At 69.5% G+C, this 26,449-nt stretch carries 25 protein-coding genes; 12 read left to right on the top strand and 13 right to left on the bottom strand.

All coding sequences use genetic code 11. The annotated features are described in order from the left end of the window. The first annotated feature begins 117 nt into the window (after window positions 1-117). The 4 genes from RJ03_RS19910 to RJ03_RS19925 all read left to right on the top strand — a co-directional run bounded on the left by RJ03_RS19910 (window position 118) and on the right by RJ03_RS19925 (window position 4,264). Window positions 118-888, top strand: coding sequence for a deoxyribonuclease IV (locus RJ03_RS19910; RefSeq protein WP_036504600.1), 771 nt, complete (start codon window positions 118-120; stop codon window positions 886-888). A gap of 121 nt (window positions 889-1,009) precedes the next feature. After that, on the top strand, window positions 1,010-1,939 hold the full coding sequence (locus RJ03_RS19915; RefSeq protein ID WP_036504602.1) for a TauD/TfdA dioxygenase family protein: 930 nt from the start codon (window positions 1,010-1,012) through the stop codon (window positions 1,937-1,939). Between the two features lie 33 nt (window positions 1,940-1,972). Beyond that, window positions 1,973-3,181, top strand: a complete 1,209-nt coding sequence (locus tag RJ03_RS19920; RefSeq protein WP_036504604.1) for a CaiB/BaiF CoA transferase family protein — start codon at window positions 1,973-1,975, stop codon at window positions 3,179-3,181. A gap of 141 nt (window positions 3,182-3,322) precedes the next feature. Next, window positions 3,323-4,264, top strand: coding sequence for a hydroxymethylglutaryl-CoA lyase-like TIM-barrel protein (locus tag RJ03_RS19925; RefSeq protein ID WP_036504608.1), 942 nt, complete (start codon window positions 3,323-3,325; stop codon window positions 4,262-4,264). 13 nt (window positions 4,265-4,277) lie between these two features. Here RJ03_RS19925 and RJ03_RS19930 read toward each other — a convergent pair whose 3' ends face one another. Further along, window positions 4,278-5,027 (bottom strand): TetR/AcrR family transcriptional regulator, encoded by a 750-nt coding sequence (locus tag RJ03_RS19930; RefSeq protein WP_232329547.1) that lies wholly within the window; start codon window positions 5,025-5,027, stop codon window positions 4,278-4,280. 48 nt (window positions 5,028-5,075) lie between these two features. On the opposite strand from RJ03_RS19930, the gene RJ03_RS19935 reads away from it, so the two are divergent. Then, the gene (locus RJ03_RS19935; RefSeq protein WP_245552332.1) at window positions 5,076-6,644 is read left to right on the top strand and encodes an FAD-dependent monooxygenase; all 1,569 of its coding nucleotides are present in this window, start codon (window positions 5,076-5,078) and stop codon (window positions 6,642-6,644) included. 54 nt (window positions 6,645-6,698) lie between these two features. After that, window positions 6,699-7,133, top strand: a complete 435-nt coding sequence (locus RJ03_RS19940; protein WP_036504610.1) for an SgcJ/EcaC family oxidoreductase — start codon at window positions 6,699-6,701, stop codon at window positions 7,131-7,133. 5 nt (window positions 7,134-7,138) lie between these two features. Here the strand turns inward: RJ03_RS19940 and RJ03_RS19945 are convergent, their stop codons facing one another. Then, window positions 7,139-7,963, bottom strand: coding sequence for a GNAT family N-acetyltransferase (locus tag RJ03_RS19945; protein ID WP_063820412.1), 825 nt, complete (start codon window positions 7,961-7,963; stop codon window positions 7,139-7,141). A gap of 62 nt (window positions 7,964-8,025) precedes the next feature. Next, the gene (locus RJ03_RS19950) at window positions 8,026-8,277 is read right to left on the bottom strand and encodes a hypothetical protein (protein WP_128145552.1); all 252 of its coding nucleotides are present in this window, start codon (window positions 8,275-8,277) and stop codon (window positions 8,026-8,028) included. Window positions 8,278-8,562: 285 nt separating this feature from the next. On the opposite strand from RJ03_RS19950, the gene RJ03_RS19955 reads away from it, so the two are divergent. Then, window positions 8,563-9,102, top strand: a complete 540-nt coding sequence (locus RJ03_RS19955) for a hypothetical protein (protein WP_036504613.1) — start codon at window positions 8,563-8,565, stop codon at window positions 9,100-9,102. 75 nt (window positions 9,103-9,177) lie between these two features. On the opposite strand, the gene RJ03_RS19960 is transcribed toward RJ03_RS19955, so the two are convergent. Both RJ03_RS19960 and RJ03_RS19965 read right to left on the bottom strand, forming a co-directional pair. Further along, window positions 9,178-10,311: an acyl-CoA dehydrogenase family protein gene (locus RJ03_RS19960; protein ID WP_036504615.1), complete on the bottom strand. Its 1,134-nt coding sequence runs from the start codon at window positions 10,309-10,311 to the stop codon at window positions 9,178-9,180. 9 nt (window positions 10,312-10,320) lie between these two features. Continuing rightward, window positions 10,321-11,493 carry an acyl-CoA dehydrogenase family protein gene (locus tag RJ03_RS19965; protein ID WP_036504616.1) on the bottom strand — a complete coding sequence of 391 codons (1,173 nt, stop codon included), beginning with the start codon at window positions 11,491-11,493 and terminating at the stop codon, window positions 10,321-10,323. A gap of 373 nt (window positions 11,494-11,866) precedes the next feature. Here RJ03_RS19965 and RJ03_RS19970 point away from each other — a divergent pair, with 373 nt between their 5' ends. Continuing rightward, the gene (locus RJ03_RS19970) at window positions 11,867-12,514 is read left to right on the top strand and encodes a class I SAM-dependent methyltransferase (protein ID WP_036504617.1); all 648 of its coding nucleotides are present in this window, start codon (window positions 11,867-11,869) and stop codon (window positions 12,512-12,514) included. On the opposite strand, the gene RJ03_RS19975 is transcribed toward RJ03_RS19970, so the two are convergent. Continuing rightward, window positions 12,511-14,361, bottom strand: a complete 1,851-nt coding sequence (locus RJ03_RS19975) for a DEAD/DEAH box helicase (RefSeq protein ID WP_083871153.1) — start codon at window positions 14,359-14,361, stop codon at window positions 12,511-12,513. The two genes, RJ03_RS19970 and RJ03_RS19975, sit on opposite strands and share 4 nt — an antisense overlap. Before the next feature lie 391 nt (window positions 14,362-14,752). On the opposite strand from RJ03_RS19975, the gene RJ03_RS19980 reads away from it, so the two are divergent. Together RJ03_RS19980 and RJ03_RS19985 are read left to right on the top strand one after the other, a co-directional pair. Beyond that, window positions 14,753-15,544, top strand: coding sequence for a carbon-nitrogen hydrolase family protein (locus RJ03_RS19980; protein WP_036504690.1), 792 nt, complete (start codon window positions 14,753-14,755; stop codon window positions 15,542-15,544). A 12-nt stretch (window positions 15,545-15,556) separates the two neighbouring features. Beyond that, entirely contained in the window at window positions 15,557-16,201 is a 645-nt protein-coding gene (locus RJ03_RS19985; protein WP_036504618.1) for a phosphoribosyltransferase, read from the top strand. 19 nt (window positions 16,202-16,220) lie between these two features. Here RJ03_RS19985 and RJ03_RS19990 read toward each other — a convergent pair whose 3' ends face one another. From RJ03_RS19990 to RJ03_RS20010, 5 genes are read right to left on the bottom strand one after another with little or no spacing between them, the layout of a single operon-like run. Beyond that, window positions 16,221-16,760: a gamma carbonic anhydrase family protein gene (locus RJ03_RS19990; protein ID WP_036504621.1), complete on the bottom strand. Its 540-nt coding sequence runs from the start codon at window positions 16,758-16,760 to the stop codon at window positions 16,221-16,223. A 6-nt stretch (window positions 16,761-16,766) separates the two neighbouring features. Beyond that, a complete protein-coding gene (locus tag RJ03_RS19995; protein WP_036504623.1) occupies window positions 16,767-17,522 on the bottom strand; it encodes an ESX secretion-associated protein EspG in 756 nt (251 codons plus the stop codon). Between the two features lie 39 nt (window positions 17,523-17,561). Continuing rightward, window positions 17,562-18,941, bottom strand: coding sequence for a WXG100 family type VII secretion target (locus RJ03_RS20000; RefSeq protein WP_157163458.1), 1,380 nt, complete (start codon window positions 18,939-18,941; stop codon window positions 17,562-17,564). Beyond that, on the bottom strand, window positions 18,934-19,368 hold the full coding sequence (locus tag RJ03_RS20005; protein ID WP_051024903.1) for a hypothetical protein: 435 nt from the start codon (window positions 19,366-19,368) through the stop codon (window positions 18,934-18,936). Before RJ03_RS20005 ends, RJ03_RS20000 begins: the two co-directional genes overlap by 8 nt. Window positions 19,369-19,383: 15 nt before the next feature. Further along, window positions 19,384-20,028, bottom strand: a complete 645-nt coding sequence (locus RJ03_RS20010; RefSeq protein ID WP_036504627.1) for an alpha/beta hydrolase — start codon at window positions 20,026-20,028, stop codon at window positions 19,384-19,386. A gap of 225 nt (window positions 20,029-20,253) precedes the next feature. On the opposite strand from RJ03_RS20010, the gene RJ03_RS20015 reads away from it, so the two are divergent. Continuing rightward, window positions 20,254-23,568: a bifunctional RecB family nuclease/DEAD/DEAH box helicase gene (locus RJ03_RS20015; RefSeq protein ID WP_245552333.1), complete on the top strand. Its 3,315-nt coding sequence runs from the start codon at window positions 20,254-20,256 to the stop codon at window positions 23,566-23,568. Here RJ03_RS20015 and RJ03_RS20020 read toward each other — a convergent pair. Beyond that, a complete protein-coding gene (locus tag RJ03_RS20020) occupies window positions 23,565-24,743 on the bottom strand; it encodes an amino acid deaminase/aldolase (RefSeq protein ID WP_036504693.1) in 1,179 nt (392 codons plus the stop codon). The two genes, RJ03_RS20015 and RJ03_RS20020, sit on opposite strands and share 4 nt — an antisense overlap. Before the next feature lie 53 nt (window positions 24,744-24,796). After that, window positions 24,797-25,273 (bottom strand): TetR family transcriptional regulator, encoded by a 477-nt coding sequence (locus tag RJ03_RS20025; RefSeq protein WP_232329543.1) that lies wholly within the window; start codon window positions 25,271-25,273, stop codon window positions 24,797-24,799. Window positions 25,274-25,646: 373 nt separating this feature from the next. Between RJ03_RS20025 and RJ03_RS20030 the strand changes: the two genes are divergently transcribed. Further along, window positions 25,647-26,438, top strand: a complete 792-nt coding sequence (locus RJ03_RS20030; protein WP_036504634.1) for a tyrosine-protein phosphatase — start codon at window positions 25,647-25,649, stop codon at window positions 26,436-26,438. The last annotated feature ends 11 nt before the right edge of the window (window positions 26,439-26,449 follow it).

The raw sequence follows: 26,449 nt of genomic DNA on the forward strand, positions 1-26,449 counted from the left end.
AACCATAGCAGTCCACCGGAACCGGCATTCTCGATCGATCGGGCCGCCGGCCCGCGTGAACGCCCGGTCCCCGCCTGTCGCTGCGGGCTGTCGGTGCCTACCGATACGCTCTCTGCCATGCGTATTGGAGCACACGTCCGCCAAGACAGTGATCCGATCGGCTTCGGCGAGCGATTGGGTGCCGACGTCATCCAGATGTTCGTGGTGGATCCGCAGGGCTGGGACAAACCACAGCCGCATCCGCGCGCGGAGGAGATCAAATCCAGCCCGATCGACGTGGTGGTGCATTCCTCCTATCAGATCAACGTGGCCAGCACGAACAACCGATTGCGCATGCCCTCGCGCAGCGCGGTCGCGCAGCAGGCGCAGGCCGCGGCCGATCTGGGCGCGTTCGGCCTGGTCGTGCACGGCGGGCACGTGCGCTCGGATGCCGAGATCGAGGCCGGAATCGTCAACTGGCGCAAGCTGTTCGAGCGTCAGCAGGACAAGGGCGGCTTCGCGGTGCCGATTCTCATCGAAAACACCGCCGGCGGTAATCACGCCATGGCGCGCCATTTCGATTCGATCGCCCGGCTGTGGGATGCGGTCGGCGACTTCGGCGCCGGCTTCTGCCTCGACACCTGCCACGCCTGGGCGGGCGGCGAGGAGTTGATCGGCGTCGTCGACCGGATCCGCGCGATCACAGGCCGCATCGATCTGGTGCATCTGAACTCCTCGCGCGACGACTTCAACTCCGGCGCCGACCGGCACGCCAACTTCGCCGACGGCACCATCGACCCACAGTTGCTCGCCGAGGTGTGCCGCACCGCAGATGCACCCGTGGTGCTGGAAACACCGGCCGAAGGTGTCGCCGAGGACCTCGCCTACCTGCGCGAACACGTCGGCTGAGCCACGTCGGCCGGGCGCAGCGCCGGCGCCGTCTTTGTGATCGCGCTGACCGTAAACCTGGTCGCGCGCGGGCCTCGATGGTGTGCTCGGAACGTAGCAAGTTCCGAGCGAAAGGCCCTCCATGTCAAGCGATCACGCAGCAGAGTCCGTGTCCGTGGTGAAACTCGGAACCCACATCGGCGCACGCATCGACGGCGTCCGGCTCGGCGGGGATCTGGCTCCGGAGACCGTGGCGGCCATCCGCGCGGCCCTCAACGAGCACAAGGTGATCTTCTTCCGTGATCAGCACCATCTCACCGAGGACGGTCAGCACGAATTCGCGCAGCTGCTCGGCAGCCCGACCACCCCGCATCCGACGGTCACGTCCAAGGGTGTGAAGAGCCTGGCGATCGATTCCCACCACGGCCGCGCCAACAGCTGGCACAGCGATGTCACCTTCGTCGACCGCATTCCGAAGGCCTCGATCCTGCGGGCGGTGACCCTGCCCAGCTACGGCGGCTCGACCACCTGGGCCTCGACCGTGGCCGCCTACGCCTCGCTGCCGGAACCGCTGAAGCGGCTGGCCGAGGAGTTGCGCGCGGTGCACACCAACAAGTACGACTACGCCGCGAGCCACGACGAGCAGCCGGACCCCAACGCGCAGGCCTACCGCGAGGAATTCCAGTCGACCTACTACGAGACCGAGCATCCGGTGGTGCGGGTTCACCCCGAGACGGGTGAGCGCGCTCTGCTGCTCGGACATTTCGTCAAGCAGTTCGTGGGTCTGTCCACCAACGAGTCACATGCGCTGTTCCGCCTGCTCCAGGATCGGGTGACCCGGCTCGAGCACACCACGCGGTGGAACTGGTCGCTCGGCGACGTGGCGATCTGGGACAACCGTGCCACTCAGCACTACGCGATCGACGACTACGACGGCGCCGAGCACCGTCAGCTCACCCGCATCACACTGGCCGGAGACATCCCGGTGGGCGTGGACGGCCGGACCAGCCTCAGCATCGCCGGTAACGCCGACCACTACTCGATCATCGAGGATCTGGCCGAGGTGGCCTGATCCGCCGGCGCCGGCCGGTGGTTGAATCGGTACATGGAGATTCGACCGCTGGCCGGCGTTCGGGTACTGGAACTGGGCAACTACATCGCGGCGCCGACCGCGGGGCGCATCCTCGGTGACTTCGGCGCCGAGGTGATCAAGGTCGAGCGCCCGAAAACCGGTGACGAGCTGCGCAATTGGCGGCTCTACGGCGGCGACACCTCGATGCTGTATCGCACGGTGAACCGCAACAAGAAGTCGATCACCCTCGATCTGCGCACCGACGCGGGCCGGGCGATCGTGCTGGATCTGATCCGGCACTGCGATGTGCTGCTGGAGAATTTCCGGCCCGGGATGCTGGAGAAGTGGGGGCTGGGTCCGGAGGTGCTCGACGAGGCCAATCCGGACCTGGTCATCACCCGCATCTCCGCCTACGGGCAGACCGGACCGCTCTCGCAGCGGCCGGGTTTCGCCGCGGTCGCGGAGGCGATCGGCGGGCTGCGCGAGCTGGTCGGTGATCCGGATCGGCCGCCGGTGCGGGTGGGCGTGTCGATCGGGGATTCCATCGCGGGGATCTACGCCGCCTTCGGCACGGTGCTGGCACTGTTCCAGCGCAGGGGGGCCGAGGAGCGAATCCCGTTGCCGCAGCGCATTATCGATGTGGCGCTGAACGAATCGATTCTCTCCGTGATGGAATCGCTGGTCCCCGACTACGAGGCGTACGGCATCAACCGCCAGCGCGTCGGCGGGCGGATGGAAGGGATCGCACCGAGTAACGCCTACCCGTGTGCCGACGGCACCAGCATCATCATCGGCGGCAACGGCGACGCGATCTTCCGCCGCTATATGCAGGTGATCGAGCGCCCCGATCTCGCCGAGGATCCGGAATTGCAGGACAACGCGGGCCGCTGGCGCCACCGCGACCGCCTCGACGCCGCGATCGGCGAATGGAGTGTGCGCCACACCCGCGACGAGGCGCTGGCGATCCTCGAACAGGCGGCCATTCCGTGCGGCCCGATCTACACCGCCGCCGATATCGTCGCCGACGAACAGTATCGGGCGCGCAACATGATTCAGCACTTCCCGGTCGACGTCGGCGCCGCCGAACCGAAACAGGTCGCCTTCACCGGCATCGTCCCGGTGATCGGCGAGCGTTCGCTCCCCATCCGCACGGTAGGCCCCGACTTGGGCGAACACACCCGCGAGGTCCTTTCGGAACTGCTGGGAATGTCGGACGCCGACATCGATGGCCTGGAGGCGTGATGAGCGACAATCGCGCAGCGGCTCGTCTCGCCGACCGGGTGCGGGTGTCCCGCAAGACACCGGAGGCGTGATGAGCGACAATCGCGCAGCGGCTCGTCTCGCCGACCGGGTGCGGGTGTCCCGCAAGACACTGGAGGCGTGATGAGCGACGTTGTGACCCCAACCGCGGGCACGCTGCGGGACGTGACTCTGCGGGACGGACTTCAGTTGACCGGCAAGGTGTTGCCGACCGAGCACAAGGTGGAGATCGCTCGCACCCTGCTCGCCCTGGGCGTGCCGGAACTCGAGATCGGCTCGATGGCACGCCCGGATCTGGTGCCGCCGATGGCCAACTCCATGGAGGTCGTGGCCGCGCTGACGCCCGAAGAGCTGCAACGCTGTTGGGTGTGGGTGGCGACGCCGCGACAGGTCGCGCGCGCCGCTGAGGCGGGGGTGCGGAAGTTCCAGTACTGCCTGTCGGTGTCGGATGCCCACAACAAGGCCAATATCGGCCGCACGGCAGAGGACAGCGTGGCCGCGATGCCCGAGGCGATCCGGCTGACCGAGGAGGTCGGCGGGTCGATTCAGCTCTGTCTGGCAACGTCTTTCACCTGCCCGTTCGACGGGCCGGTGAATCCGGAGCGGGTGCTGGCCATCGCCGCCGATCCGCGCACCGACGGCGCTGCCGACATCGTGGTCGCCGATACGCTGGGCCAGGCGTATCCGGCGCAGGTGCACGCTCTGATCGCGGCCGTGCGATCGGGAACTCCGCCGCGCCGCATCCTCTTTCACGGCCACGACACCTGGGGTATGGGTGTCGCCAACTCCCTCGCGGCACTGGCCGCGGGCGCGGATGCCGTGGACGGTTCCCTGGGCGGTCTGGGTGGCTGCCCCTTCGCACCGGGGGCGAGTGGCAACACCGCCAGCGAGGACATCCTGTTCGCCACCCGCCCCGGCTGGTTCACACCCGCGGCCCTGGCGACCATGGTCGACCTCACCGAACGGCTGCTGACCGACCTGGGCGAACCCAATCGCTCCCGCACCGCCGAAGGCGCTCGCTCCGAGGCTCGCGCCTTCGAATGGGTTGTACCCAGGCCGGATTAGGCGCTCGCCGGCCCTATCGGGCTCCCGGTTCGTCGAGCCCCATGCGGGCGACGATGCCGTCGAGCAGGCACCGCAGTGTCCACACCACGGGGTCGGCGGGGCCGGAGCCGGTGCGGCCGTGGAACCACCGGGTGAAGGCGGGATAGCGGCCCTCTTCCAGGAGCGGCTCCACCAGTGGTTTCGCGGCCCGGGCGAGCTGGTCGTCGGTGGCCAGCCCCACGCGGGTTCGCATGCGTTGCTCCTCCGCCGCTTGCAGGGCGGCGCCGAACAGATGGCCGTCCACCGCACCGGTCAGCAGTGACAGGTCGTCGGCCGACAGGCCCAGCGGTTCGAGCACGGCGAAGCGGAAATCGAAGTAGCGCAGTGCGTTCGGGCCCAGCGGCGGGCGGCTGTGGACGAGTTCGCCGAACCACAGGTGCCGTCGGATCACGCCCCAGGTGTCCAGCGCCAGACGTTCCAGCGCGTCGCGCCACTGCGCGGTGCTCGCCGAGTCCGAGCCCGCCGACAGCGGTACTTCACCGTAGACGGCGTCGATCATCAGATCGACCAGCCCGTCCTTGCTGCCCACGTAGCGATACAGCGACATCGGCGTGGACGCGCCGACGGCCTGGGCCACCCGGCGCATCGTCAGCGCCCGCGCGCCCTCGGCATCGGCGATCGCCATCCCCGCGCGCAGAATCTCGGCCCGGCTCAGATTCGTCGTCGGCCGGCCGGGCGGTTCCGGCAGGGACCAGATGAGCGGTCCGGGCACTTCCTCGGTCACCGTGCACACCTCCTTGCCGGAATTCAACCATCGGTGTACAACGTACACATGATGTACGATGTACACGCAGACCCGGTGCTGATCGTCGGCGGCGGATTGACCGGCCTGACCGCCGCACTGTTCCTGAAGCATCAGGGCGTTCCGGTGATAGTGGTCGAATGCCGGACCACCACCTCGGCCCAGCCGAAGGCACGCCGGATCAATATCCGCACGATGGAACTGTTCCGCCGGATCGGCATCGCCGAGGCGGTCGAGGACGCGGCCCGCGGACTCTCGGCGCATCAGGCGATGGCGGCGGGCCCCACACTGGCCCGGGCGCAGCGGCTGCCGTTCACATTCCCGGGCGGGCTGCCGGACTGGGATGCGATCACGCCCGCGTCGGCCTGCTTGTGCGCGCAGGATCGGCTGGAGCCCGTCCTGCGCGACCTGGCGCGGGCACGCGGCTGCGATATCCGCTTCGGGGTCGAATGCGTCGACATCGCCGAGGACGCGGCGGGTCTCACCGCGACACTGCGCACAGGTCCGGAACGTGTCGACGCCGTGCGAGCGTCATACCTGGTCGCGGCGGACGGCGCGCACAGCCCGATCCGCGAGCAACTGAATATCGGCCGCCACGGCCGCGGCACACTAGGCCGCGCGGTGAACGTGTACTTCCGCGCGGATCTGGCGGAATTGGTGCGCGGGCGCGAATTCAACCTCTGCCAGATCGAGAACCACCGCATCCCCGGCGCTTTCGCCTCGGTGGACGGCGCACGGCGATGGATCTTCACCAGTTCGGCAGAGGTCGACCGCCCCGCCGACCGCTGGCCCGAACTGCTGCGAGAGGCCATCGGCGTCCCCGACATCGATGTGGAGGTGCTGAGCGTCCTGCCCTGGGAGCCGGGGATGTTCATCGCCGACACCTTCCGATCGGGCCGGGTGTTCCTGGCAGGCGACGCGGCGCACGTGATGCCGCCGTACGCGGCCGCAGGCGCCAATACCGGTATCCAGGACGGCCACAATCTGGCCTGGAAACTGGCGCTGGTGCTGCGTGGCGCGGCATCACCACAACTGCTCGACAGCTACGACAGCGAGCGCCGCCCCCTCGGCCGATACATCGCCGATCAATCCAGTATCCGAACCGCGAACCTGCGCACCATGACTCGCGAATCCACCGACGGCACACCGCTCGCCGACCCGATCGCCCTCGTGCTGGGCACTCGCTATCCCGCGGGCGCGTTCATCGACGACCACAGTCCGCACACCATGGACCACCTGGATCTGACCGGGCAGCCGGGCACCCGGCTGCCCCACCGTTACCTCGCCGACGGCCGCTCCACTCTCGATCTGATCGGAACGAGATTCACACTGCTGATCGGACCGGATTCGCCGGACTGGCAACTCGGCGATCAGCCCGTCGACATCGTTCGCATGGACCGAACATGGTGCGACACCGTCGGTGCGACACCGACGGGCGCGCTTCTGGTCCGCCCGGACCAGGTGATCGCGTGGCGGGTCCCGGCCGCACCGGACGATCCCGCCGCCGCCTTGCGCCGTGCTCTGTCCCGAATCCTGAACGGCGCCGGCCACGCCATCGATCCGCCAGCGGTCCGCGCGGCCGACTTGACCTCGAGTTGAGTTGAGCTTCTAGGTTGGCTGTAGCCCGAGCGCCCGACGACACAGGAGCCAGCCATGACACAGCGTCCCACCCTCGACGACCCCGCGGCCCGCACCACCGCACAGCGGGTGGCCGCCGATTTCGCCGCGGAGCTGCAACGCGCGGGCGAGACCGGCGATGCCGATCTCTACGACCACTCCTTCGCCGCGGATGTGCTGTGGGGCAGCCCGTTCGGCGCCACCGTCGTCGGCTACGACCAGCTCAATCCGATTCACCACCGCCTGATGGCCGGACAGGTGGCACCGCCCTCGACCTTCGAGGTGGTCGCCGCGACCACACCGGCGCCGGGCGTGGTGGTGGCCCAGATCCGCAGGCAGGCAGCCGATCCCGCCGGCTTCTCCGAGACGGCCATGTACGTGCTGGTGGAACGCGACGGCCGGTGGTGGCTCGCGGCCGCTCAGAACACCCCGTTCGAGCCGGAGAAGTCGGCACTGCGGCGCACCGCCTAGCCGCCTCATTGCGACGCGTCGAATACGAACCGCGGGAAATCACCGACCGGCTCGAAACCGATGTCCCGATAGATCTTGTTCGAGGTCGGGTTGGCGAGATCGGCGAACAGGCATACCTGGGAGCCGCTGTCGCGCAGCGCTTTCGACACCCGCGCGGTGGCGGCCGCGGCGTACCCGCGGCGGCGGAATTCGGGCGGAGTGTAGACCGGCCCGATGCGGGTCCAGCCGTATGCGCGCCGCTGATGCGCGACCACGCATACCGGCGCACCCGCGTCCTCCCACAGCCACCACTGCCCCGCGGCGATCCGATCGGGGACCGCACGCGGGTCGGGACCGATGTCCTCCTCGCGCCGCATGCGCTCGGCCCAGCGAACGCACTGATCGATGTCGGAGTCGCCGGCGCGGCGGGCGATGCCGGGCACGGCGGGGACGCGCAGTTCCCCGAGGCGATAGAGCCGCGTCGTCCACTGCAGCCGAAAGGCATTGCCGGACAGACGTTGCCAATGAAGGGCGAATTCCGACGCGGAGTGCGGATCTCCTTCGACCGCGACGACGGCGGGATCGCGGTCGAACAGGGCCGCGGCCACCCCCGGCAGCGCCGGGGCGGGTATGTCACCCAGATACGCACCGTGCCCAGGCGTATCGATGGCGACGCCCACCACCGCATCGCCGTCACAGACCATGGCGAACACCGGTTCGATCGTCATCGCCCCGGCCACGCCGTTGCGGACCATCGTGGCTATGACGGTGTGCCGCAGGGGCTCTCGCGCCAGGCAGTGCCCGGCGCGGGCCTGGAGCTCGAACGGGTCCGTGGTCAGCTCGATCCGCATGCCGACCAACGGTAGGCCCGTCGGAGGACGTCTCCCACCGATTTTTCACGACGGGGCGATTCTCAGGCCGATTGTTGTCCGTCGGCGCGAAGTTTCAGCAGGACCAGACCGGCGGTGCAGGCCAGAATCAGTCCGGCGACAGTGATTTCGACACGAAGGCCCGCGATGCCGAGCACCGCACCGACCAATCCGCCGAGGAAGATCAACCAGGCCGCGATGCGGGAGGTGATCGTCCAGGCGCTGCGTCCGGATTCGGCGGCAGCCGAATCACCCTGTGACACCGCGCGCGTGGGGGATGTCGAATAAGCTCCCATCACTACTCCTCGATGACGCCCACCGAGACTGTCGAAACGTCCGTTTCGCCCGGCAAATAACATGCGTCTCACATGTAACTTCGCTCACACGTTACGTGGCCGCCACCGAAACTCCACGCGACACGTGCCCGCGACACGCCGAACGTATCTACTTCGTTATGTGAAGCGTTGGCTTTTCACGTTACCGTCCGGTATTTTGCGGACCAACCGGCATGCCTGGCCCTGGGTTGCGGCTCTCGGTTACTGTGAGGCCACTCGGAAACAGTTTGAGGGAGCACCACATCCATGGACGACAGGGCGAGCACGGGGGATCGCGCCGATGAGGAGACCCCGGGCCGCCTGAACATGAAGGTCGCGGGTCCCGCGATGGCCGCCGGTGCGGTATCGCTGGGTTTGGTGTTGATCGGGGCGTGCGGGATCGGTCACAAGGACGTCTATGTCGCACCGCCGCCGCTCGCCGCGGATCTGCAGGTGGCCACCACCCCGATCACACGCAGCGGCACCACCACAGCTCCCGCGGTGATCATTCCCCCCTCCCCCTCCTGGCGGGTCGCGGCGAATACGCCGGCGCGGCGCACCACCTCCGCGACGGCGACCGGCACCACGACCGAGGCCGAGCCGAGCTACACGGCGTTCGCACCGCCCGCGCCGACCAGCACCACGCAGACCCCCACCCCGACCACGGAACCGTCCGTCAGCGATCCCTACACCGATCCCGACAGCCCGACGACCACCCGGCCGCATCACGCGCCGCGCACCGTCGAGGAATCCGAACCGACGACCGGCCTCCAGCCCGCGCCGACGAGCGAGGACAGCGGCAACTGACCCGCACACGGAAAAGGGTGGCGGCCGCGCGGATTCGCGACGACCACCACCCTCACCGGTGCACCGGCGTGCGGATCAGAGTTCGACCAGGCCGTAGTCCCCGACCCGGCTGCTCAGCACGCCCAGATGTTCGCGCCGGCCACCGAAGGTCTGGTCCACGGCGGTGAGCCGGGCGACGTAGTGGCTGACCGGATATTCGGTGGTGATACCGATTCCACCGTGCATCTGCACCGCTTCCTGCGCGACGTGGCGGGCGCCGCGGCCGACCTGGAGGCGGGCCCGCGACAGCGCGATCGGATCGACCGTGCCCTCGGCCAGCGAGGCGGTCGCGTAGAAGCTCATGCTGCGAGCCAGTTCCATCGCGACGTACATATCCGCGGCGCGCTGGGTCAGGGTCTGGAACTTCGAGAGCGTGACCCCGAACTGTTTGCGCGTCTTGAGATATTCGGTGGTCAGCCGCAGCGCCTCACCCATCGCGCCGATCGATTCCGCGCACAGGCTCGCCTGGGCGGTCGCGATGGCGGTGGCGACAGCCTCGGTGACATCGCCGGCCTCGGCGGCGCCGAGCAGTTCGGCCGGAGCCGAGGCGAATTCGATCTGCGCGCCCCGGCGTTCGTCGAACGTGCGGTAGGCGGTGCGGGACACGCCCTCGGCATCGGCGGCCACCAGGAACAGCCGCAGCACACCGTCGGGCCCGAGAGCGGTGACGACCAGCTCGTCGGCGCAATCACCGTGCGGCACCCGGCTTTTCACACCCGAGAGCCGGTAGCCGTCGCCGTCGGCGGCAGCAGTGGTCGTGACCGTGATCTCCGGCCAGCGCGAACGGGCCTCCTCGTGCGCGAAGGCCAGCAGCCGGGATCCACCGGCGACCTCCGGCAGAATCCGCTGCCGCTGGTCGGCGGTCCCGAGGGAGGCGATCAGACCCCCGGGCAACAGGACCGCGTCCAGCAGCGGTTCCGGGGCGAGGCGGCGGCCGACCTCCTCCATGACGACCATCGTCTCCACGGGTCCGGCGCCGACGCCGCCGTCCTCCTCGCTGAAAGACAGTCCGAGGACGCCCAATTCGGCCAGCTGCGACCAGACGTCGCGACTCCAGCCGAGTTCGGTGTCGAGTACCTTCAGCCGGCTCTCCGGGTCGTAGGCACGGGCCAGCAGATCACGCACCGTCTCGCCCAGCATGACCTGTTCATCGGTCAGTTCGAAATCCATGGCAGCGCCTCACAATCCGAGGATGGTGGAGGCGATGATGGTGCGCTGCACCTCGTTCGAGCCTCCGTAGATGCTGGTCTTGCGGTAGTTCAGATAGGTGGGTCCGGTGCGCTGCGCCCAGTCCGGCGCGGCGATGTCGTCGGCGCCGACCGGCACCGCGTCCGGGCCCGCCACATCGAGCATCAGCTCGGTGGCCGCCTGCTGCAATTCGGTACCGCGCAACTTCAGCACCGACGACACCGGATTCGGTTTGCCCTCGGCGGAATTGGCCACCACCCGCAACAGCGTCAGTTCGAGCGCCAGCAGTTCGTTCTCCAACTCGGCGACGCGGGTAGCGAAAACCGGATCCTCCAGCAGTGTGCCGGAGCCCGTCGGAATCTGTGCCGCATGCTTTTTCGCGGTGGCGATCACGACCTTGGTGCGACCCACGCCGGCAATACCCGTGCGCTCGTTGCCGAGCAGGAATTTCGCGTAGGTCCAGCCCGCATTCTCCGCACCGACCAGTTGATCGGCGGGGACCCGCACGTTTTCGAAGAAGACCTCGTTGACCTCGTGCCGGCCGTCGATCAATTTGATCGGCCGCACGGTGACGCCCGGCGAATTCATATCGAAGAGCAGCATCGAAATACCGGCCTGCTTCTTCGGCGCATTCGGATCGGTGCGCACCAGGCAGAAGATCCAGTCGGCGTACTGGGCCAGCGTCGTCCAGATCTTCTGGCCGTTGACGATGTAGGAATCACCGTCGCGCACCGCGGTGGTGCGCAGCGAGGCGAGATCGGATCCGGCGTCGGGCTCGGAAAAGCCCTGGCACCACCAGATGTCGAGGGCGGCGGTCGGCGGCAGGAAGCGCTGCTTGAGTTCCTCCGAGCCGAATTGCGCGATGACCGGGCCGATCATGTTCGCGTTGAAGGTCAGCGGCTCGGGTACGCAGGCCAGCTGCATCTCGTCTTCCCAGATGTGGCGCTGCATCGAGGTCCAGTCCTGGCCGCCCCACTCCACCGGCCACTTCGGCACCGCGATGCCCTTGGCGTGCAGGAGTTTGTGGGCGGTGACGATGTCCTCGCGGGAGAGTTCGCGGCCGTTTTCGACCTTGTCCCGGATCTCGGCCGGTATCTCGGTCCGAAAGAACGTGCGTAGTTCGTCCCGGAAGGCCACCTCGTCGGGTGACAGGGCAAGTTTCATGGGCATCTCCCACCGTATTTCGTAGGTCCGAATCGAATCTACGCCTCGAATCGAACCGCTCGTCGACCGGATCATAAACGACGAATCGCGCCCGGTGCCGCGATCCCGAGCGGCCCGCTGCCGCGGCCGGCGCGAAGGAACCTTTAGGTTGTGGCGAAATGGCCGTACCCTGCGCAATTCGCGATGTGCAGATTAAGTTAATCGCAATTCGCATGCGTTCCAGCGATTTCCCCGCCACGGTAAACGCGCGGGGCGATCGACGCCGGGATGCGGGCCGGTTTGCCGTTTCGGCAAGAATCCTTGCCGGCGTTCCGGCGCTCCGGTGATTCTGGGTCTAGGCGCCGACGGGGCGCCCCGAGCGACGAGGAGTCTCATGTCCGCCACATCACCCATCGAGCCCGCGGTGTTCTGGGAGCAGCGGTATCGCGACAGCGACCGGGTCTGGAGCGGGAATCCGAATCCGTTGCTGGTGCGCGAGACCGCGGATCTGCGGCCGGGCCGCGCCCTGGATCTGGGCTGCGGCGAAGGCGCCGACGCGGTCTGGCTGGCCGGGCAGGGCTGGCGGGTGACCGGCGTGGACATCTCGCAGACCGCGCTGGAACGCGCCGCGGCCCATGCCGAGCAGGCCGGCCTGGGCGAGCACATCGCGTGGCAGCGCCACGAACTCGGGCGCACCTTCCCGGACAGCAGCTACGACCTGATCAACGCCCAGTTCCTGCAGTCACCGGTGGCACTGGACCAGGACGGTGTGCTCCAGCGCGCGGCCGAGGCGGTGGCGCCCGGCGGCACCCTGCTCATCGTCATGCACGCCGGCTGGCCGACCTGGATGACGCCCGAGGAACATCCGTTCGACGCCATCTTCCCCACCCTCGACGGCGTCCTGCACGCCCTGCGCCTCGGCGAGGAATGGACCGTTCGCACCTGCGAGCCGGTCGAACGCGCGCTGACCTCCCCCGACGGCCGCTCCGGCACCCGGGTCGACAACGTCTGGCGTCTCTCCCGCGCCGCCGCCGGTGACTAGCTGCGCGGCTTGCGGCGGTCGTATTTGCGCGGGCCCTCGCGGCGCGGGCCGCGGCTCAGGGAACGATGCGACGGCGGGCCCTGGTCCAGCTGCAACTGGATCAGGACGCCACTGATCCTGGTGCGCCGCAACGCATCCAGGGTCTCCGACGGCAGATCGGCGGGAAGCTCGACCAGGCTGTGGTCGGGGCGGATGCTGATATGGCCGAAGTCGCTGCGACGCAGACCGCCCTCGTTGGCGATGGCGCCGACGATCGCGCCGGGAACCACACGGTGCCGTTTGCCGACCGCGATGCGGTAGGTGGCCATCTCCGCGTCGGTGGCGCGATGACGCTGCGGACCGCCCTCGGGACGACGCTCGCGGTCCTCGCGCGGGGCCCGTTCGCGGCGCGCCGGGCGGATCGGCTCGGGCTCGGCCTCCATGAAGAAGTTGTCGCCGTCGTGGCCCCCCACCGCCAGAGCGGCGGCGATATCGGCGAGCGGGATGTTGTGCTCGGCCTCGTAATCCTCGATCAGCTTGCGGAACAGCGCGAGATTCGACGCCGACAGATTCTCCGTGATCGCGTCGTGGAATTTGACCACGCGCTGGGCGTTCACGTCGTCGACGCTGGGCAGCTGCATTTCGGTCAGCGGCTGGCGGGTGGCACGCTCGATCGCATCCAGCAGCCGGCGTTCGCGCGGCGCGACGAACAGCAGCGCCTCACCGGTGCGCCCTGCCCGGCCGGTGCGGCCGATGCGGTGCACATAGGACTCGGTGTCGTGCGGGATGTCGTAGTTGACCACATGCGAGATGCGGTCGACGTCGAGTCCGCGCGCGGCCACATCGGTGGCGACCAGGATGTCGAGGGTGCCGGACTTCAGCTGGCCGATCGTGCGTTCGCGCTGGTTCTGCGCGATATCGCCGTTGATCGCGGCGGCCGAATAACCGCGCGCGCGCAGTTTCTCGGCCAGTTCCTCGGTGGCCTGCTTGGTGCGCACGAAGAGGATCATCGCCTCGAACGGCTCGACCTCGAGAATCCGGGTCAGGGCGTCGAGTTTGCGCTGATGCGAGACGTGCACCCAGCGCTGGGTGATGTTGGTGTTGGTCGAGGTCTTGGATTTGACCGTGATCTCGACCGGATCCTTGAGGTACTGCTTGGAGATCTTGCGGATCACCGACGGCATGGTGGCCGAGAACAGCGCGACCTGTTTCTCCGCGGGAGTGTCGCGCAGAATGCGTTCGACGTCCTCCTGGAATCCCATCTTCAGCATCTCGTCGGCCTCGTCGAGCACGAGATACCGCAGCTGGGTGAGATCGAGGGTGCCGCGTTCGAGGTGGTCGATGACCCGGCCCGGCGTGCCGACGACGACCTGCGCGCCGCGCCGCAGACCCTGCAGCTGGACCGCGTAGTTCTGACCGCCGTAGATCGGCAGCACGTGGATACCCGGCAGATGTGACGAGTAGCGGCCGAACGCTTCGGCCACCTGGATCGCCAGCTCGCGGGTCGGCGCGAGCACCAGCGCCTGCGGCGGCTTCGGCCGCTTGTCCAGGCCCATCAGAATCGGGATCGCGAAGGCCGCCGTCTTACCGGTACCGGTCTGGGCCAGGCCGACGACGTCGGCGCCCGCGAGCAGCGGAGGAATGGTGGCCGCCTGGATCGGCGAGGGAGACTCGTAGCCGACATCGGCGATCGCCGCGAGCAGCCGATCGTCGATGCCGAGGTCGGCGAACGACGGCTCGGTCACGTCGCCGCTGTCGCCGGGGTACCCGGTGGCGGCGTCCGCGGGCCCTTCGTGGTTGCGCTCGTCTGCGCCTTCGGGCCTGTCGCCCTCGCCGCCGGGCACGCTGTCGACCGATGAGTTGTTCATATTGACCAGCAGTTTAATGCCTTGCGGTGGCCGCCCGGACCATCGGGCCAATACGGTGAGACCTATGCAACCGCAGCAGCCGCCCTTGCGCGACGTTCCGGAATCCGCCGAACCCCTGCGGCCCACCGCATCTGCGCCCGCCGAGCCGAATTCTCGCGAGGACGCCGGCGCGCTCGTGAGTGACGAATCCGACACTGCGGACGCACCCGGAACCGCCCGGCCCGACGCCGGAATCTCCACCGCCGACGCGATCGGCAGTCCCGTCCCGATCGTGATCACCTACTCGACCACCGCGGAGGCCGGGCGGCCCGCTCCCGCGGTGAGCGGTGGACTCGAACCCCGGCCCGCCGCCCGACCGGCACCCGTCCCGGCTCCGGCGCGGGCGGTCGATATCGCGGTCGTGCAATTCGGGCCGTACACCGACAAGTCCGCCAATCTCGCCGCGCTGCGCGACCATGTTCGCGCCGCCGCCGAGCACGGTGCGAAAGTGGTTGTCGCCCCGGAATATTCGATGTTCGCGGTGAAGCGGCTGGACGAACGGGTGGTGGCGGCGGCCGAGCCGATCACCGGCCCGTGGGCGAGCGAATTGCGCGGGCTCGCCGCCGAATTCGGGGTGCACGTGGTCGCCGGCGTCGTCGAGGCGCCGGGCGGGCAGATCACCGACCGCATCTACAACACACTGATCGCGGCGGGCCCCGATGCCGAGTTCGCGGCGGTCTACCGCAAGGTGCACCTCTACGACGCCTTCGGATTCCGCGAATCGGAGGTGGTCGCTCCCGGCCCGATCGAGGATCCCGCCACCTTCACCGTCGACGGCGTCACCTTCGGCCTGCAGACCTGCTTCGACCTGCGCTTCCCGGAGGGCTGCCGCCGGGTGGCCGCCGCGGGGGCGCAGGTGTTGTTACTTCCCGCGCAATGGATTCCGGGACCGGGCAAGCTGGATCAGTGGACCACACTGCTGCGCGCCCGGGCCATCGAGAACACGGTCTACGTGGCCGCCGCGGACCACTGCGCCCCGCGCGGCGCGGGCGCGTCGATGATCGTCGACCCCTCCGGCAATCTGCTCGCCGAACTCGGCGATGCCCCCGGTATCGCCACCAGTCGCATCGACCTCGATCACCTGCGGCAGATCCGCACCACCAACCCGAGCCTGAGCCTGCGCCGATTCACCGTCGAGCCATAGACTGGTGGCACCATGATCTATCCGGATCGTCGGTCGGCCGGTCGCACGCTGGGTGAATCGCTGTCGCACCTGCGGGCGTGGCATCCCCTGGTGCTGGGACTGCCGCGCGGTGGGGTGCCGGTCGCGGCCGCGGTGCGCGAGATCATCGGCGGGGATCTGGATGTGCTGCTCGTCCGGAAGCTCGGCGTGCCCTGGCAACCCGAGCTGGCGATGGGCGCCATCGGTGAGGACGGGGTCCGGGTTCTCAACGACGACGTGCTGCGGCAGACCGGTGTGCGAACCGAACAGATCGCCGCCGTGGAGCAGGCCGAGCGCGCGGAACTGTCGCGCCGGCAGCGCATGGTGCGCGCGCAGGTGCCGCGGGTGCCGATCGGCGATCGCACGGTGGTGATCGTCGACGACGGGATGGCCACGGGCGCGACGGTCGCCGCGGCGTGCCGCGTGGCGCGGTCGCACCGGCCGCGATGGATCACGGTGGCGGTGCCGGTGTCCTCGATCGAGGCGATGGAGCGGCTGCGCGGCCTGGCCCGGGAGACGGTGTGCCCGCTGATTCCACGCTCCCTCGGCGGAGTCGGCGGGGCGTATCGCGATTTCCATCAACTCGACGACGAGGAGATGCTGGACCTGCTGCCGACCGCGCACCACCCCGGCGGCTGAGGAACCGCGCCGGCACGAATCACTCGCTCTCCGAGTCGATCTCGCGCACCCCTTTCCGATGCCGCTGCGCGAGGTCGGCGTAGTAGCCGGGGTTGATCTTGACCCAGCCTTCGGCCTGGGTGCCGGCGATGGGGCGTTTGACCTGCGCCGGCGCTCCCGCGGCCAGGACGCCCTCGGGGATCTCGGTGCCGGGCTGGACCAGCGAGTGCGCGGCGATCATCGAACCGGCGCCGATCGTGGCCATATCGAGGACCGTGCTGCCGTTGCCGACGATCGCCTCCGCGCCGACGCTCGCGCCGTGCAGCACCACGCTGTGCGCGATCGTGGCGCCGGGCCCCACCTCGACGGGCACGTCGGGCGGGGTGTGAATCACGGTGTTGTCCTGCACATTCGCCCGTTCGCGGACGATGATCGGCGCGAGGTCGGCGCGCAGCACGGCCCCGTACCAGACCGACGCGTTCGCCTCCACGCGCACATCGCCGATCAGGGTGGCGGTCGGCGCGATGAACGCGGTCGGATCCACCTGGGGCCGTTTACCTTCGAATTCGTAGCAGGGCATGCGTTCTCACCATTCGTTGTCGTCGGCGACCACTCGTTCCGCGGCCGCGACCATCGGGCGCAGGTGCGCGGCAAAGGTTTCCGCGGTGACACCGACGATATCCACCTCCGCACGGGTGCGGACCGCGTAGCGGCCGTCGCCGGCGACGTCGATCCAGCACAGCACGCCGAGCGGGCGCATGCTGTCGTCGGCGCGGCGCGCGGAGACCACGATCTGACCGATGCCGTCGCGAGGCTGTTTGAGCAACCGCCGCATCCGCGCGGTAGTGGAGGGACCGGCGACCGGCACCGTCACCAGATCACGACTGTCCTCACGCACCCGGTCCAGTGGTGCCGTGCGACGCGGTTCGCTTCCGGCCGGATACTCCGGCAGCAGCGAGACCACCCGCGCCGCGAGGGAGGCGGAATTTCCGACGAACAGCCGCACGTCGCCGCCGCGATCGGCCGCGTCGCCGTGGCGCTGGGCCGCGACCACCGTGATGTGGCCGGCGGCCGCGCCGAGCACCCGTACGGGCCGGGCCTCCGGCGCGCCGCATTCGCCGAAGACCTCGACGCATACGGTGGGCCGGGCGAGCAGCCGCAGCGCCGCCTCCAGATCGGGGTCCACGGTGCGGTCGCACCACTCGGTCAGCTCCGGCAATTGCGCGGCCCGTTCGGCGCTGTCGCGGGCGGACGACCGCACCGCGAGCGGATACGGGATCCGGTCACCGTCGATCCGTTGCCATGCCATCGCGAATTGATCGGGTGTCAGCGTCCATTTCACCGCCGCCGGCCCGCCTCGTCCGCCGCCGTCACCGCGCGGTCAGTCATCCTCGGACCATTCGCCCAGCACGGGCGGGGTGGTCGGGTCGAGGATTCCGACCAGTTCGCCACCCGGCTCGGCCGGTTCGAGGAAGGTCGGCTCGTCGTCGAATTCGGAGTAGTAGTCCTCGTCCTCGTCCTCGTCCTCGTCGCGGCGGATCGGCTTCGCCGCCACCGGAGTCGACGGACCCTGCCGCACCGCATCGCCCGCGGCGAACGCGCCCCCCGCCAGGCCGCCCACGATGCCCGCCCCCATTCCGGACATCGAGTCGGCGCCGGGGTTGTGGTCCTGGTCGTGGTCGTCGCGCTTGGCCGAATCGGAGTTCTGCGCGGTCGACGCCGGGGTGGTGGCCGCTCCGGCGGGACCCACGGCGGCGGAGACCACGTCTGGCTTGCCTCCCGGTGCCGCTGCCGCCGGGGCGAATTGCGCGGTGTTCGACGGTTTCGGTTGTGTGACAACCGGTTTCGCGGTCGCGGCCACCGGCGCATCGGGTACCGTGGCGGCCGCAATCGTGCTGTGCACCGGAGTGGGAACCGGGGCGGAGGGCTCCACGAGCGTCGGTGCGGCAGCGGCGGGTGCGACGGCCGCGGGACGATCGGTTGCCTGCTGATCACCGCCGGGCCGATCACCGTCGGCCGGGTCGCCGGCGGGTGCGACGGGCCGATCCGCCGAAGCCGCTTCCGGGGCCTGCGGTCTGTCCACCGTCGGCGTCACCTGGGCGCCCGTCGCCCGCCCGATCAGATCCGCACTGCCGCCACCCGGCGCGGTCGCCTCGTTACCCGGTTGTACGACAGCGGGATTCGGATACATGCCGCTGTCGGGAAACGCCGGCACACTGTCGCCGGTGCGCAGAAAGACGCCGGCATAGACCGAATCCATCACCCGCACGGCGTCCTGGCGCAGGTTCTCGGCACTCTTCTGCACGGCGACGTTTGCGGTGGCCTGTTTCGGATCCAGCAGTGCCGCTTCCAGATCCGGATGGGCCGTCACCTGTTGCGAGACCGAGGCGCGCAATGTCTCGGCTGCGTCGTTGGCCTGCGCGAGTCGTTGTCCGACAACCGCCATCACATCGGACAGCTCTTGGCCCAGTCGTTCGAAGGCGGTCACCGCGTCGGCGGCCAGCTGCGCGGCGCCACCGCGCCAGCCGTCGGCGATGGCGCCGCGAATTTCGGTGTGCGCGGACTGGACCGCGTCGGCCATGGCGGCCGCCGAACTCTGCCAGGCCTGGCGGCCCGCGGTGATGATCTCGGGATTCAATTCCTGCACCCCACGCTGAATATCGCGATGGGTGAGGTGGTCGAACATCTCGACCGTCGGGGCGTAATCCGGATCGGTATGCCCCTGTGCCGGCGGTGTCCCGTTGCCGCTGACCCTATGCATGTCCCACCCCCACCGGCTGCGACGGCGTTACGACCACCGGGGGTGGTGCGGCCTTGCCGATCGCCGCGGCGGCATCGGCATCGTGCTGGGCGTAGGCGGCCGCGGCCGCGCGCAGGGCCTGCGCCAATTGCCGTGCGGCATCGGCGTATTCGCGTAACCGATCGACCGCGTCGGCGGCCTTGCCCTCGAAGCCGCGGCGCAGCGAGTGTCCCGACTCGAAACCGCCGAAGCCCGGCAGGGACGCGGCCGCGCCGAGTGTCCGGATCTGCTGCTCGACCTGGTCGGCCAGCGACTCGTAGCGGCGCGCGCAGCGCTCGTGGGTGCCGTCGCCGACGAGTACGCCGTCGATCCACAGCTCTCCGTCGTCGACCGCCTGGGCCAGCGCACCGACATCGTTGCGCAGATCCCCGGCCTCTTGTGACTGCATCGCGGTCCCCCTTTCTCAACCCACTTCCGCGGCGCCGTGACGACGGTCCGCGACCTCGCGGATCCACTCCGCGATATCGGCGGTGACCGCCGCGTGCACCGGCTCGTGCAGCAAATCGTGCCCGGCATCGGTGTACTCGTGCAACCCCACCGACGGGTGCCGGGCCGCCCACGCACGCGCGGAGTCGATCGGTGCGCGGCGGTCGTCGACGCCGTGCAGCGCCAGCATCGGCAGTCCGGGCGGGAGGGCGGCGGGCGATTCGACGGCCCGCTTCGGCGTCCCGGTCAGCACCATGCCCGCGCACCCGGACATCTCCGGCAGCGACAACGATGCGAGACAGGTCGCCGCGCCGAGCGAGTGGCCCGCCAGGAACAGCGGCGGATCGGGCCGCTCGGCGCGCAGCACCCGGACCAGCGCCGCGGCGTCGCCCGCGAGTTCGGGCAGCGTTCCCGGCGCCCCCGGATCGCCTTCGCTCAACCCCTGGCCGGCGGTGTCCAGGCACCAGACCTCGATACCGCGCGCGCCCAGGCCCCGCCCGAGCCGATGGTAATGCCCACTGTGCTGGCCGGTTCCGGGCAGGAACGCCACCAGTGCCGGCGGCCGCTCCACCGGCCACCGCCGGTAGTGCAGTCGACCGCGGGCACCCTGGAAGTACGGCATCAGCCCATTGTCACGGGCAGGCCGTCCGCGAGCCGTCCCGGCCCGGCGAAGTGAGGCCGATATCCGACACGCCCCCCTCACGCCACGCCGTACGACCTCGAATGATTACGCTGTTGCGCGACTCGGCACGCGAGCGGGCGTCGGCCGCGTGCGGGTGTCCGGAACTCAGGAGGGCCGCGATTGATTCTGTTCGGTGATCGTGTCGTGTGCAGCACCGATGACCTGATGAGGGCAGCGCGCTGCGAATTCGCGCTGCTGCGCGCGCTCGATACCGAACTGGGCCTTGTCCTTTCGCCTGATGCGACCGATGCGGTGCACTTCCCGCTCGGCTCGGACGCACTGTCGGACGAGGTGTTCGACGATGTGTACGCCGCCCTCGATGCGAGCGTGATCACCATCGATCCGCCGGCCGCCGCCACCGCCTCGGAGTTGCGCGGCGCACACGACCGCACCGTCGCCGCACTCGGCACCGACGCGCCCGCGATCTTCGGGGCGACATTCTTCGACGGGACCTTCGCGGCCGGATGCGCCGTTCTCGTCCGCCGCGACGACCCCGCACCGGTGCGCACGCGGCGGACCGCGGCGCCGCCGGACATCGTCGCGTCCGACGAGGCCGGGGCCGCGGCTGTCGCCGACGAGGTCCACGAAGCGCCGCCGATCCCGGATTCCACCTTCGTCCTGTACGTCCGCTCGTCGTCGTCCGATGTCGCGGCGCTCATGGAGGCTGCCGCGTGCGCGCGCCTGGTGCGGGACAACGGGTTCGACGTCGATCCGTGGGTCCGGATCCGGGATGCCGCGGGTGCGGAGCGGATTCACGAACTCGGTCCGGCCGAGACCGTCTACGCGGCGCGGCGGATTCGGCTAGCCGCGATCCTGACCGCCAAACAGGACGAACTGCTGCCCGTGCAGTGGGGAGACCGCCGCTATCTCGCCTGCGGGCGATGCGCGAGCTGCACCGCCGAACTGGCGGCCGGGCGCGATCTGCTGCTGGTGGCCGGTATGCGGCCGTCGGTGCGGGCGCAGCTGCGTGATGCCGGCATCACCACGGTCGATCGCCTCGCCGCCGCCGATTCGTCGGTGACCGGCGTTGCGGTACAGACCTTTTCGACGCTGCGACGGCAGGCCGAACTGCAGTTGCGCCGCGAGCGCACCGGACGCCCGGCCTACGCGGTCACGGATGCGGCCGCCTTCGGTGAGCTGGCCCCGCCCGATGCCGGCGATGTCTTCGTGGCGGTCGCCGGGTCGGCCGTCGGCGTCGGCGTCGCGGCGCGGAGTGCGGACGGCGGCGACGGGGTGTTCCTGTTCCACGCCTTCACCACGCACGATCCCGTGGCGCTGCTCGAATTTCTCGCCGATCGCCAGCAACACCACCCCGACCTGCGGATCTACCACTTCTGCTCGCCGATCCGGACGCTGCTGGCCGACCTGTGCGCGCGCTGCGGCGCCGACGAGGAGACCGCCGACGACCTGCTCGGCGCCCTGCTGGACCTGTATCCGATCGTGCGGTCCGCGCTGCTGATCGGTGCCCGGACCTACGATCTGCCGGAAGTACTCGGCCTGCTCGATCCCGACGCGGAAGCGATCCGCGCCGACCTCGAATCGGCTTGTGCGGCAACACTGCGCCTGCGCGAGCGACTCTGCGAACTCGCCGCCGAGCACGACATCCAGCCCTGCCCGGTCCCGCGTCGCACCCTCGCCGAACAACCGGCCGCGGTGGAGGCGGCGCTGCGCGAATTCGCCTTCGACTACGACGAAACCCGCAGCGCCGGACAGCAAGCCGCCGCCATGATGGCCGCGGTACTGGGTTATCACCGGCGTGAGCGACAGCCGCTGCACTGGGCGCACGAGGACCGCCTGCACCGGCCGATCGGCGAATGGGCCGATACCCCTGGCGTTCTCGTCGCGGACTGGGCCAGCGTCGACACCAAATGGCAGCACACCGACGACCGGCCGATGCGGCGCTATCTGAAGCTCACCGGCCGGCTGGGCACCGGTCGCCCGCCGCCGCCGGGCACCGCGGTACGCACGCTCTACGATTCGCCGGTGCCCGACCTGCCGGCCACCCCCGGCCGGCGCGCCACCGCGGCGGCGACGGTGCTCGGCTTCGCCCTCGACGACAACTTCGACGATGTGGTGCGGGTGGAGGAACTGCTGCCGCCGGGGTGTGCCCCCTACGACGAACTGCCCGTCGCCATCGTGCCCGATCCGCCGGGCCGCGACGACAATCTGGAACAGGCGCTGAACGCCGTGGCGCACGATCTGCTGGTCAGCCTGCCGGACGTCCCCTTGACGGCCGCCTTCGACCTGCTGTGCCGGCGACGGCCGCGGCTGCACGGATCGACCGCGCTCCCACAGGTTTTCGGCGACTACGCGGCCGCGATCACCGCCGCGGTGCTCGATCTGGACTGCTCGTATCTCGCGGTGCAGGGACCCTCCGGCACCGGCAAACTCGACACCACCGCGCGGGTGATCGAGCGGCTGGTCACCCGCTACAAATGGCGCGTCGGTGTGGTGGCGCAAACGCATTCGGCCGCCGAGGTGTTGCTCGACACCGTGGTTCGCGTGGGTGTCCTGCCGGAACTGGTCGCCAAATCGGATGTGCACAGCGTGGCGCCGGAATGGCTGGGGATCGCCGCCGACCGCTATCCGCGCTTCCTCGACAACGCGGTGAACGGTTGTGTGATCGGCGGTCTCACAGGCGATTTCACCGATCCCGAGCAGGTGACGCCGCAGAGTCTGGATCTGCTGGTGATCGCCGACGCCGGGTATTTCCCGCTGGCACAGGCGATCGCGGTGGGTGCGTCGGCGCGGAATCTGTTGCTGGTCGGCGATCCGGCGCCGCTACCGGGCACCGGCGTGCACCCGGAGCGCGTGCACGAATCGGCACTGGGCCGCATCGTCGGCGACAACCCCACGGTGCCCACGGCTTTCGGCTATTTCCTGGAACGCACCTGGCGAATGCATCCGCAGGTGTGCGGGCCGGTGTCGTCGCTGCGCTACGGCCGCCGGCTGCGCTCCAACGAGACGGTCACTCTCGCCCGCGAACTCGAGGGCGTCGCGCCGGGCGTGCGCGCGGTACCGGTCGATCATCACGGCAACAGCACCGAATCCGCGGAGGAGGCCCGCGAGATCGTCCGCCAGGTCCGGTCCCTGCTGGGCCGCACCTGGCGCCAGGGCGTACTCACCCGGCGGCTGCATCCGCACGACATCCTGGTGGTCACGCCCTATCACGCGCAGGTGGCGCGCATTCGAATGCTGTTGTCGCGAGCCCGGATCGAGGATGTGGTGGTCGGCACCGCCGATCGCTTCCGCGGGCGGGAGGCGGCGGTCGTGCTGATCTCGATGACGACCTCGGCCCCCGCCGACGCACCGCACGGAATGGACGACCTGCTCTCCCGGCACTGGCTGACCACCGCCGTCTCCCGGGCGATGTGGTCGGCGATCATCGTGGCCTCGCCGCTGCTCACGGACTATCTGCCCGAGACACCCGAGCAGCTGCCCGATCTGGCCGCCTACCTCGAACTGACCGGGCGCGGCTAGCCGAAGTTGCGGCCCTCGCCCCGATACGTCGGCACCGTGGTGCGCCGGTCGTCGGTATCGACGACATGGATGGCGTCGAAGCGTTCGCACAGCTCTCCGGCCTTGGCGTGGCGCATCCACACCCGGTCCCCGACGGCCAGGTCCGCGGCGCCCGTGAACGGCGTCTGCACCTCCCCCGCGCCCTCGGTGCCGATCAATCGCAAACCCTTGGGCCACACCGGTTTCGGTACGCGCGACGCACCGGCCGGACCGGAGGCGATATAGCCGCCGGCGAAGACGGTGGCGATGTCGGCGGCCGGGCGGCGCAGCACCGGCAGCGCGAAATACAGCGCCGGATGGGGTGTGAACGCGCGATATCCGTCGAACAGGGTCGGCACGTAGAGGCCGGATCCCGCGGTCACCTCGGTGACCTCGGGCGCTGCCACACTCACCTCGATCGACCCGCTGCCGCCGCTGTTGACGATCTCGAGTTCACCGGCCACCGCACGCACCGCCTCCAGCACCCGCGTACGACGCGTGCCGATTTCGGCTGCGGAGAGCCGCTTGACCAGCCGCACCGCGGGATTGGTGTCGGGCAGGCCGGCGATCTGGGCCTCGTAGGTCATCACACCCACCACCCGGAACCCGCGCTCGCGCGCGACCCGGGCCAGCCGCTCGGCCTGCTCGGGCGTCCGGATCGGCGATCGGCGCACCCCCAGGTGCAGCGGGCCGACTCGCAACGAGGCATCGACGTCCAGGCATATGCGCGGGCTGATTCCGGCGCCACCGACCGCGGCGCGAATCAGATCCAGCTGCGCGACGTCGTCGACCATCAGCGTGATCGAGTCGAGCAGGGTGCTATCGGCGCCCAAGTCGGCCAGTGCGGCGCGATCGACGCTCGGGTAACCGAGCAGAATGTCGCGCGCCCCGTGGCCGGCCAGCCACAGCGCCTCACGCAACGAATAGGACATGATGCCGGCGAATCCGCCGCGGCCGGTGAGCTGCGGTCCGAGTACTTCCTCGAGGACCGCGCGGCAGCGCACCGATTTACTGGCCACCCGGATCGGCACGCCGCGGGCCCGGCGCACCAGGTCCGCCGCGTTGGCGCGCAGCGCGCTCAGGTCCAGCGCGGCCAGGGGCGGATCGAGGTCCGCGGTGGCGGCGTGCAGGTCGGCGATGGGCGACGCGTCTGTCACCACATCAGCCAATCACGAAACTGGTCATACGTCCAGGAGTGCTGGGCGCGTCGTTACCGATCGACCGCCTTGGTGATCAGCGTCGCGACCAGATCGTCCAGCACCACGAGTGTGGTCTCGTCGTCACCGTCGGCGAGCCAGCGCAGCACCGCGCCCTGGATCACGGCCAGCACATACGCCGAGATGGCCGTGACCGGCTCGATCCACTGGGTGTTCGAGCGCTCCGCGCAGGCGTCCAGCGCCGCACCGACCTCGGCGTCCAGATCGCGCAGCCACTCCGTCGCCGAGAGCCCGGAACAGTCGGCCTCCCCCTCCCAGCGGCGACGTAAGGCGCTGATCGTGAGATCCAGCGTGTGCACCTGCCGTTGCGGCGTGGCCCGGATGGCCGACCACATCGCACTCACACCGGCATGCAGCACCACCCGCAATGCGCGCGTGCCCGTGCAATCGCAGGCGGCCGACGCGGCGTCGATGGCCTCCTGCACGATCGGCCGCGGCCGAACCTGAATCATCTCTCCACTAGCGCTCAACGACGACTCCCTCGGCGAAAGAACTCGCGCACCTCGCCTGCGCGGCTCGTTCAACGGGCATCCGATCCACGGTGATCTGTTCCGAGTTCTACCCCGGGCGACCCGTTCAACATCCGTCAATGTTAGAGGGTTTTCGGGGATCGTGACCAGGTTCGATAGGCCGTTCCGTACTGAAAGATTGTTTTGTTACCTCCCCGACACACCCCGCGCGGTGGTTCGGCGGCGGATCCGCCACGGTCAGCGTGGGCGGCGCCCGGGCGCAAACGCCCAAAACTCTACGGCCTCCCGGCCGGAATCGTTATATCGATGTGGGCGAGCACACAGGTGACCCAACGCCACCCCACCGCCGCGAACACGCCGATAACCTGGAGTCGTGACAACGGTGCGCCCCGATCATCTCCACATTCCCGGCACCTTCAACTACCGCGACGTCGGCGGCCTGCGCACGGCGAGCGGGACCAGGATTCGCAGCGGAGTTCTGCTCCGGTCGGCCCAGCTGTGCCGGCTGGACGAACGCGGACACGACATCCTGCGCCGGCTCGGCGTCGCCACCGTGCACGATCTGCGCGGGCCCGGTGAAGCCGACCGGATGGGCGTCGACATCCTTCCCGACGGCGTGCGCCTGGAGGTGACACCGTTCCACTCCGGCGTCGGCGCCGCCCGGGCCCCGCACGAGGCCCCGCAGGAACCGGCGCTGCCGCCACACGAGGCGGCGGCGCGCGACGATGCCTCGACGACCAGCCGCCATCTCGATCTGCTCGAGGTCTACGCCGAATTCCCCTCGATGCCGGAGGCGGGCGTCGCGATCACCGCCATGGCACGGTCGCTGGCCCGCGGCGACGGCGCGGTGCTGGTGCACTGCGCGGCCGGTAAGGACCGCACCGGCTGGGCGATCGCCACCCTGCTGCGCGCCGTCGGCGTCACCGAGGACGACGTGCTGGCGGACTACCTGCTCAGCAACGAGGCGGTCGAATCGCTGGCCGCCGACATCGCGCGCAATTCCGGCGAGCCGCTGCCGCCCGCGCTGCTGGGGGTGAGCATCGAATACCTCGCCGCCGGCACCGAGGCCATGCACCGCCACTACGGCACCATCGACGGCTATCTCGAGTCCATCGGCATCACGCCGCAGCTGCGGGCCGCCCTGCACACCCGCCTGCTGGAGTGAACCGGTACCGG

The sequence above is a fragment of the Nocardia aobensis NBRC 100429 genome, assembly GCF_000308375.1.
Lineage (GTDB): Bacteria > Actinomycetota > Actinomycetes > Mycobacteriales > Mycobacteriaceae > Nocardia > Nocardia aobensis.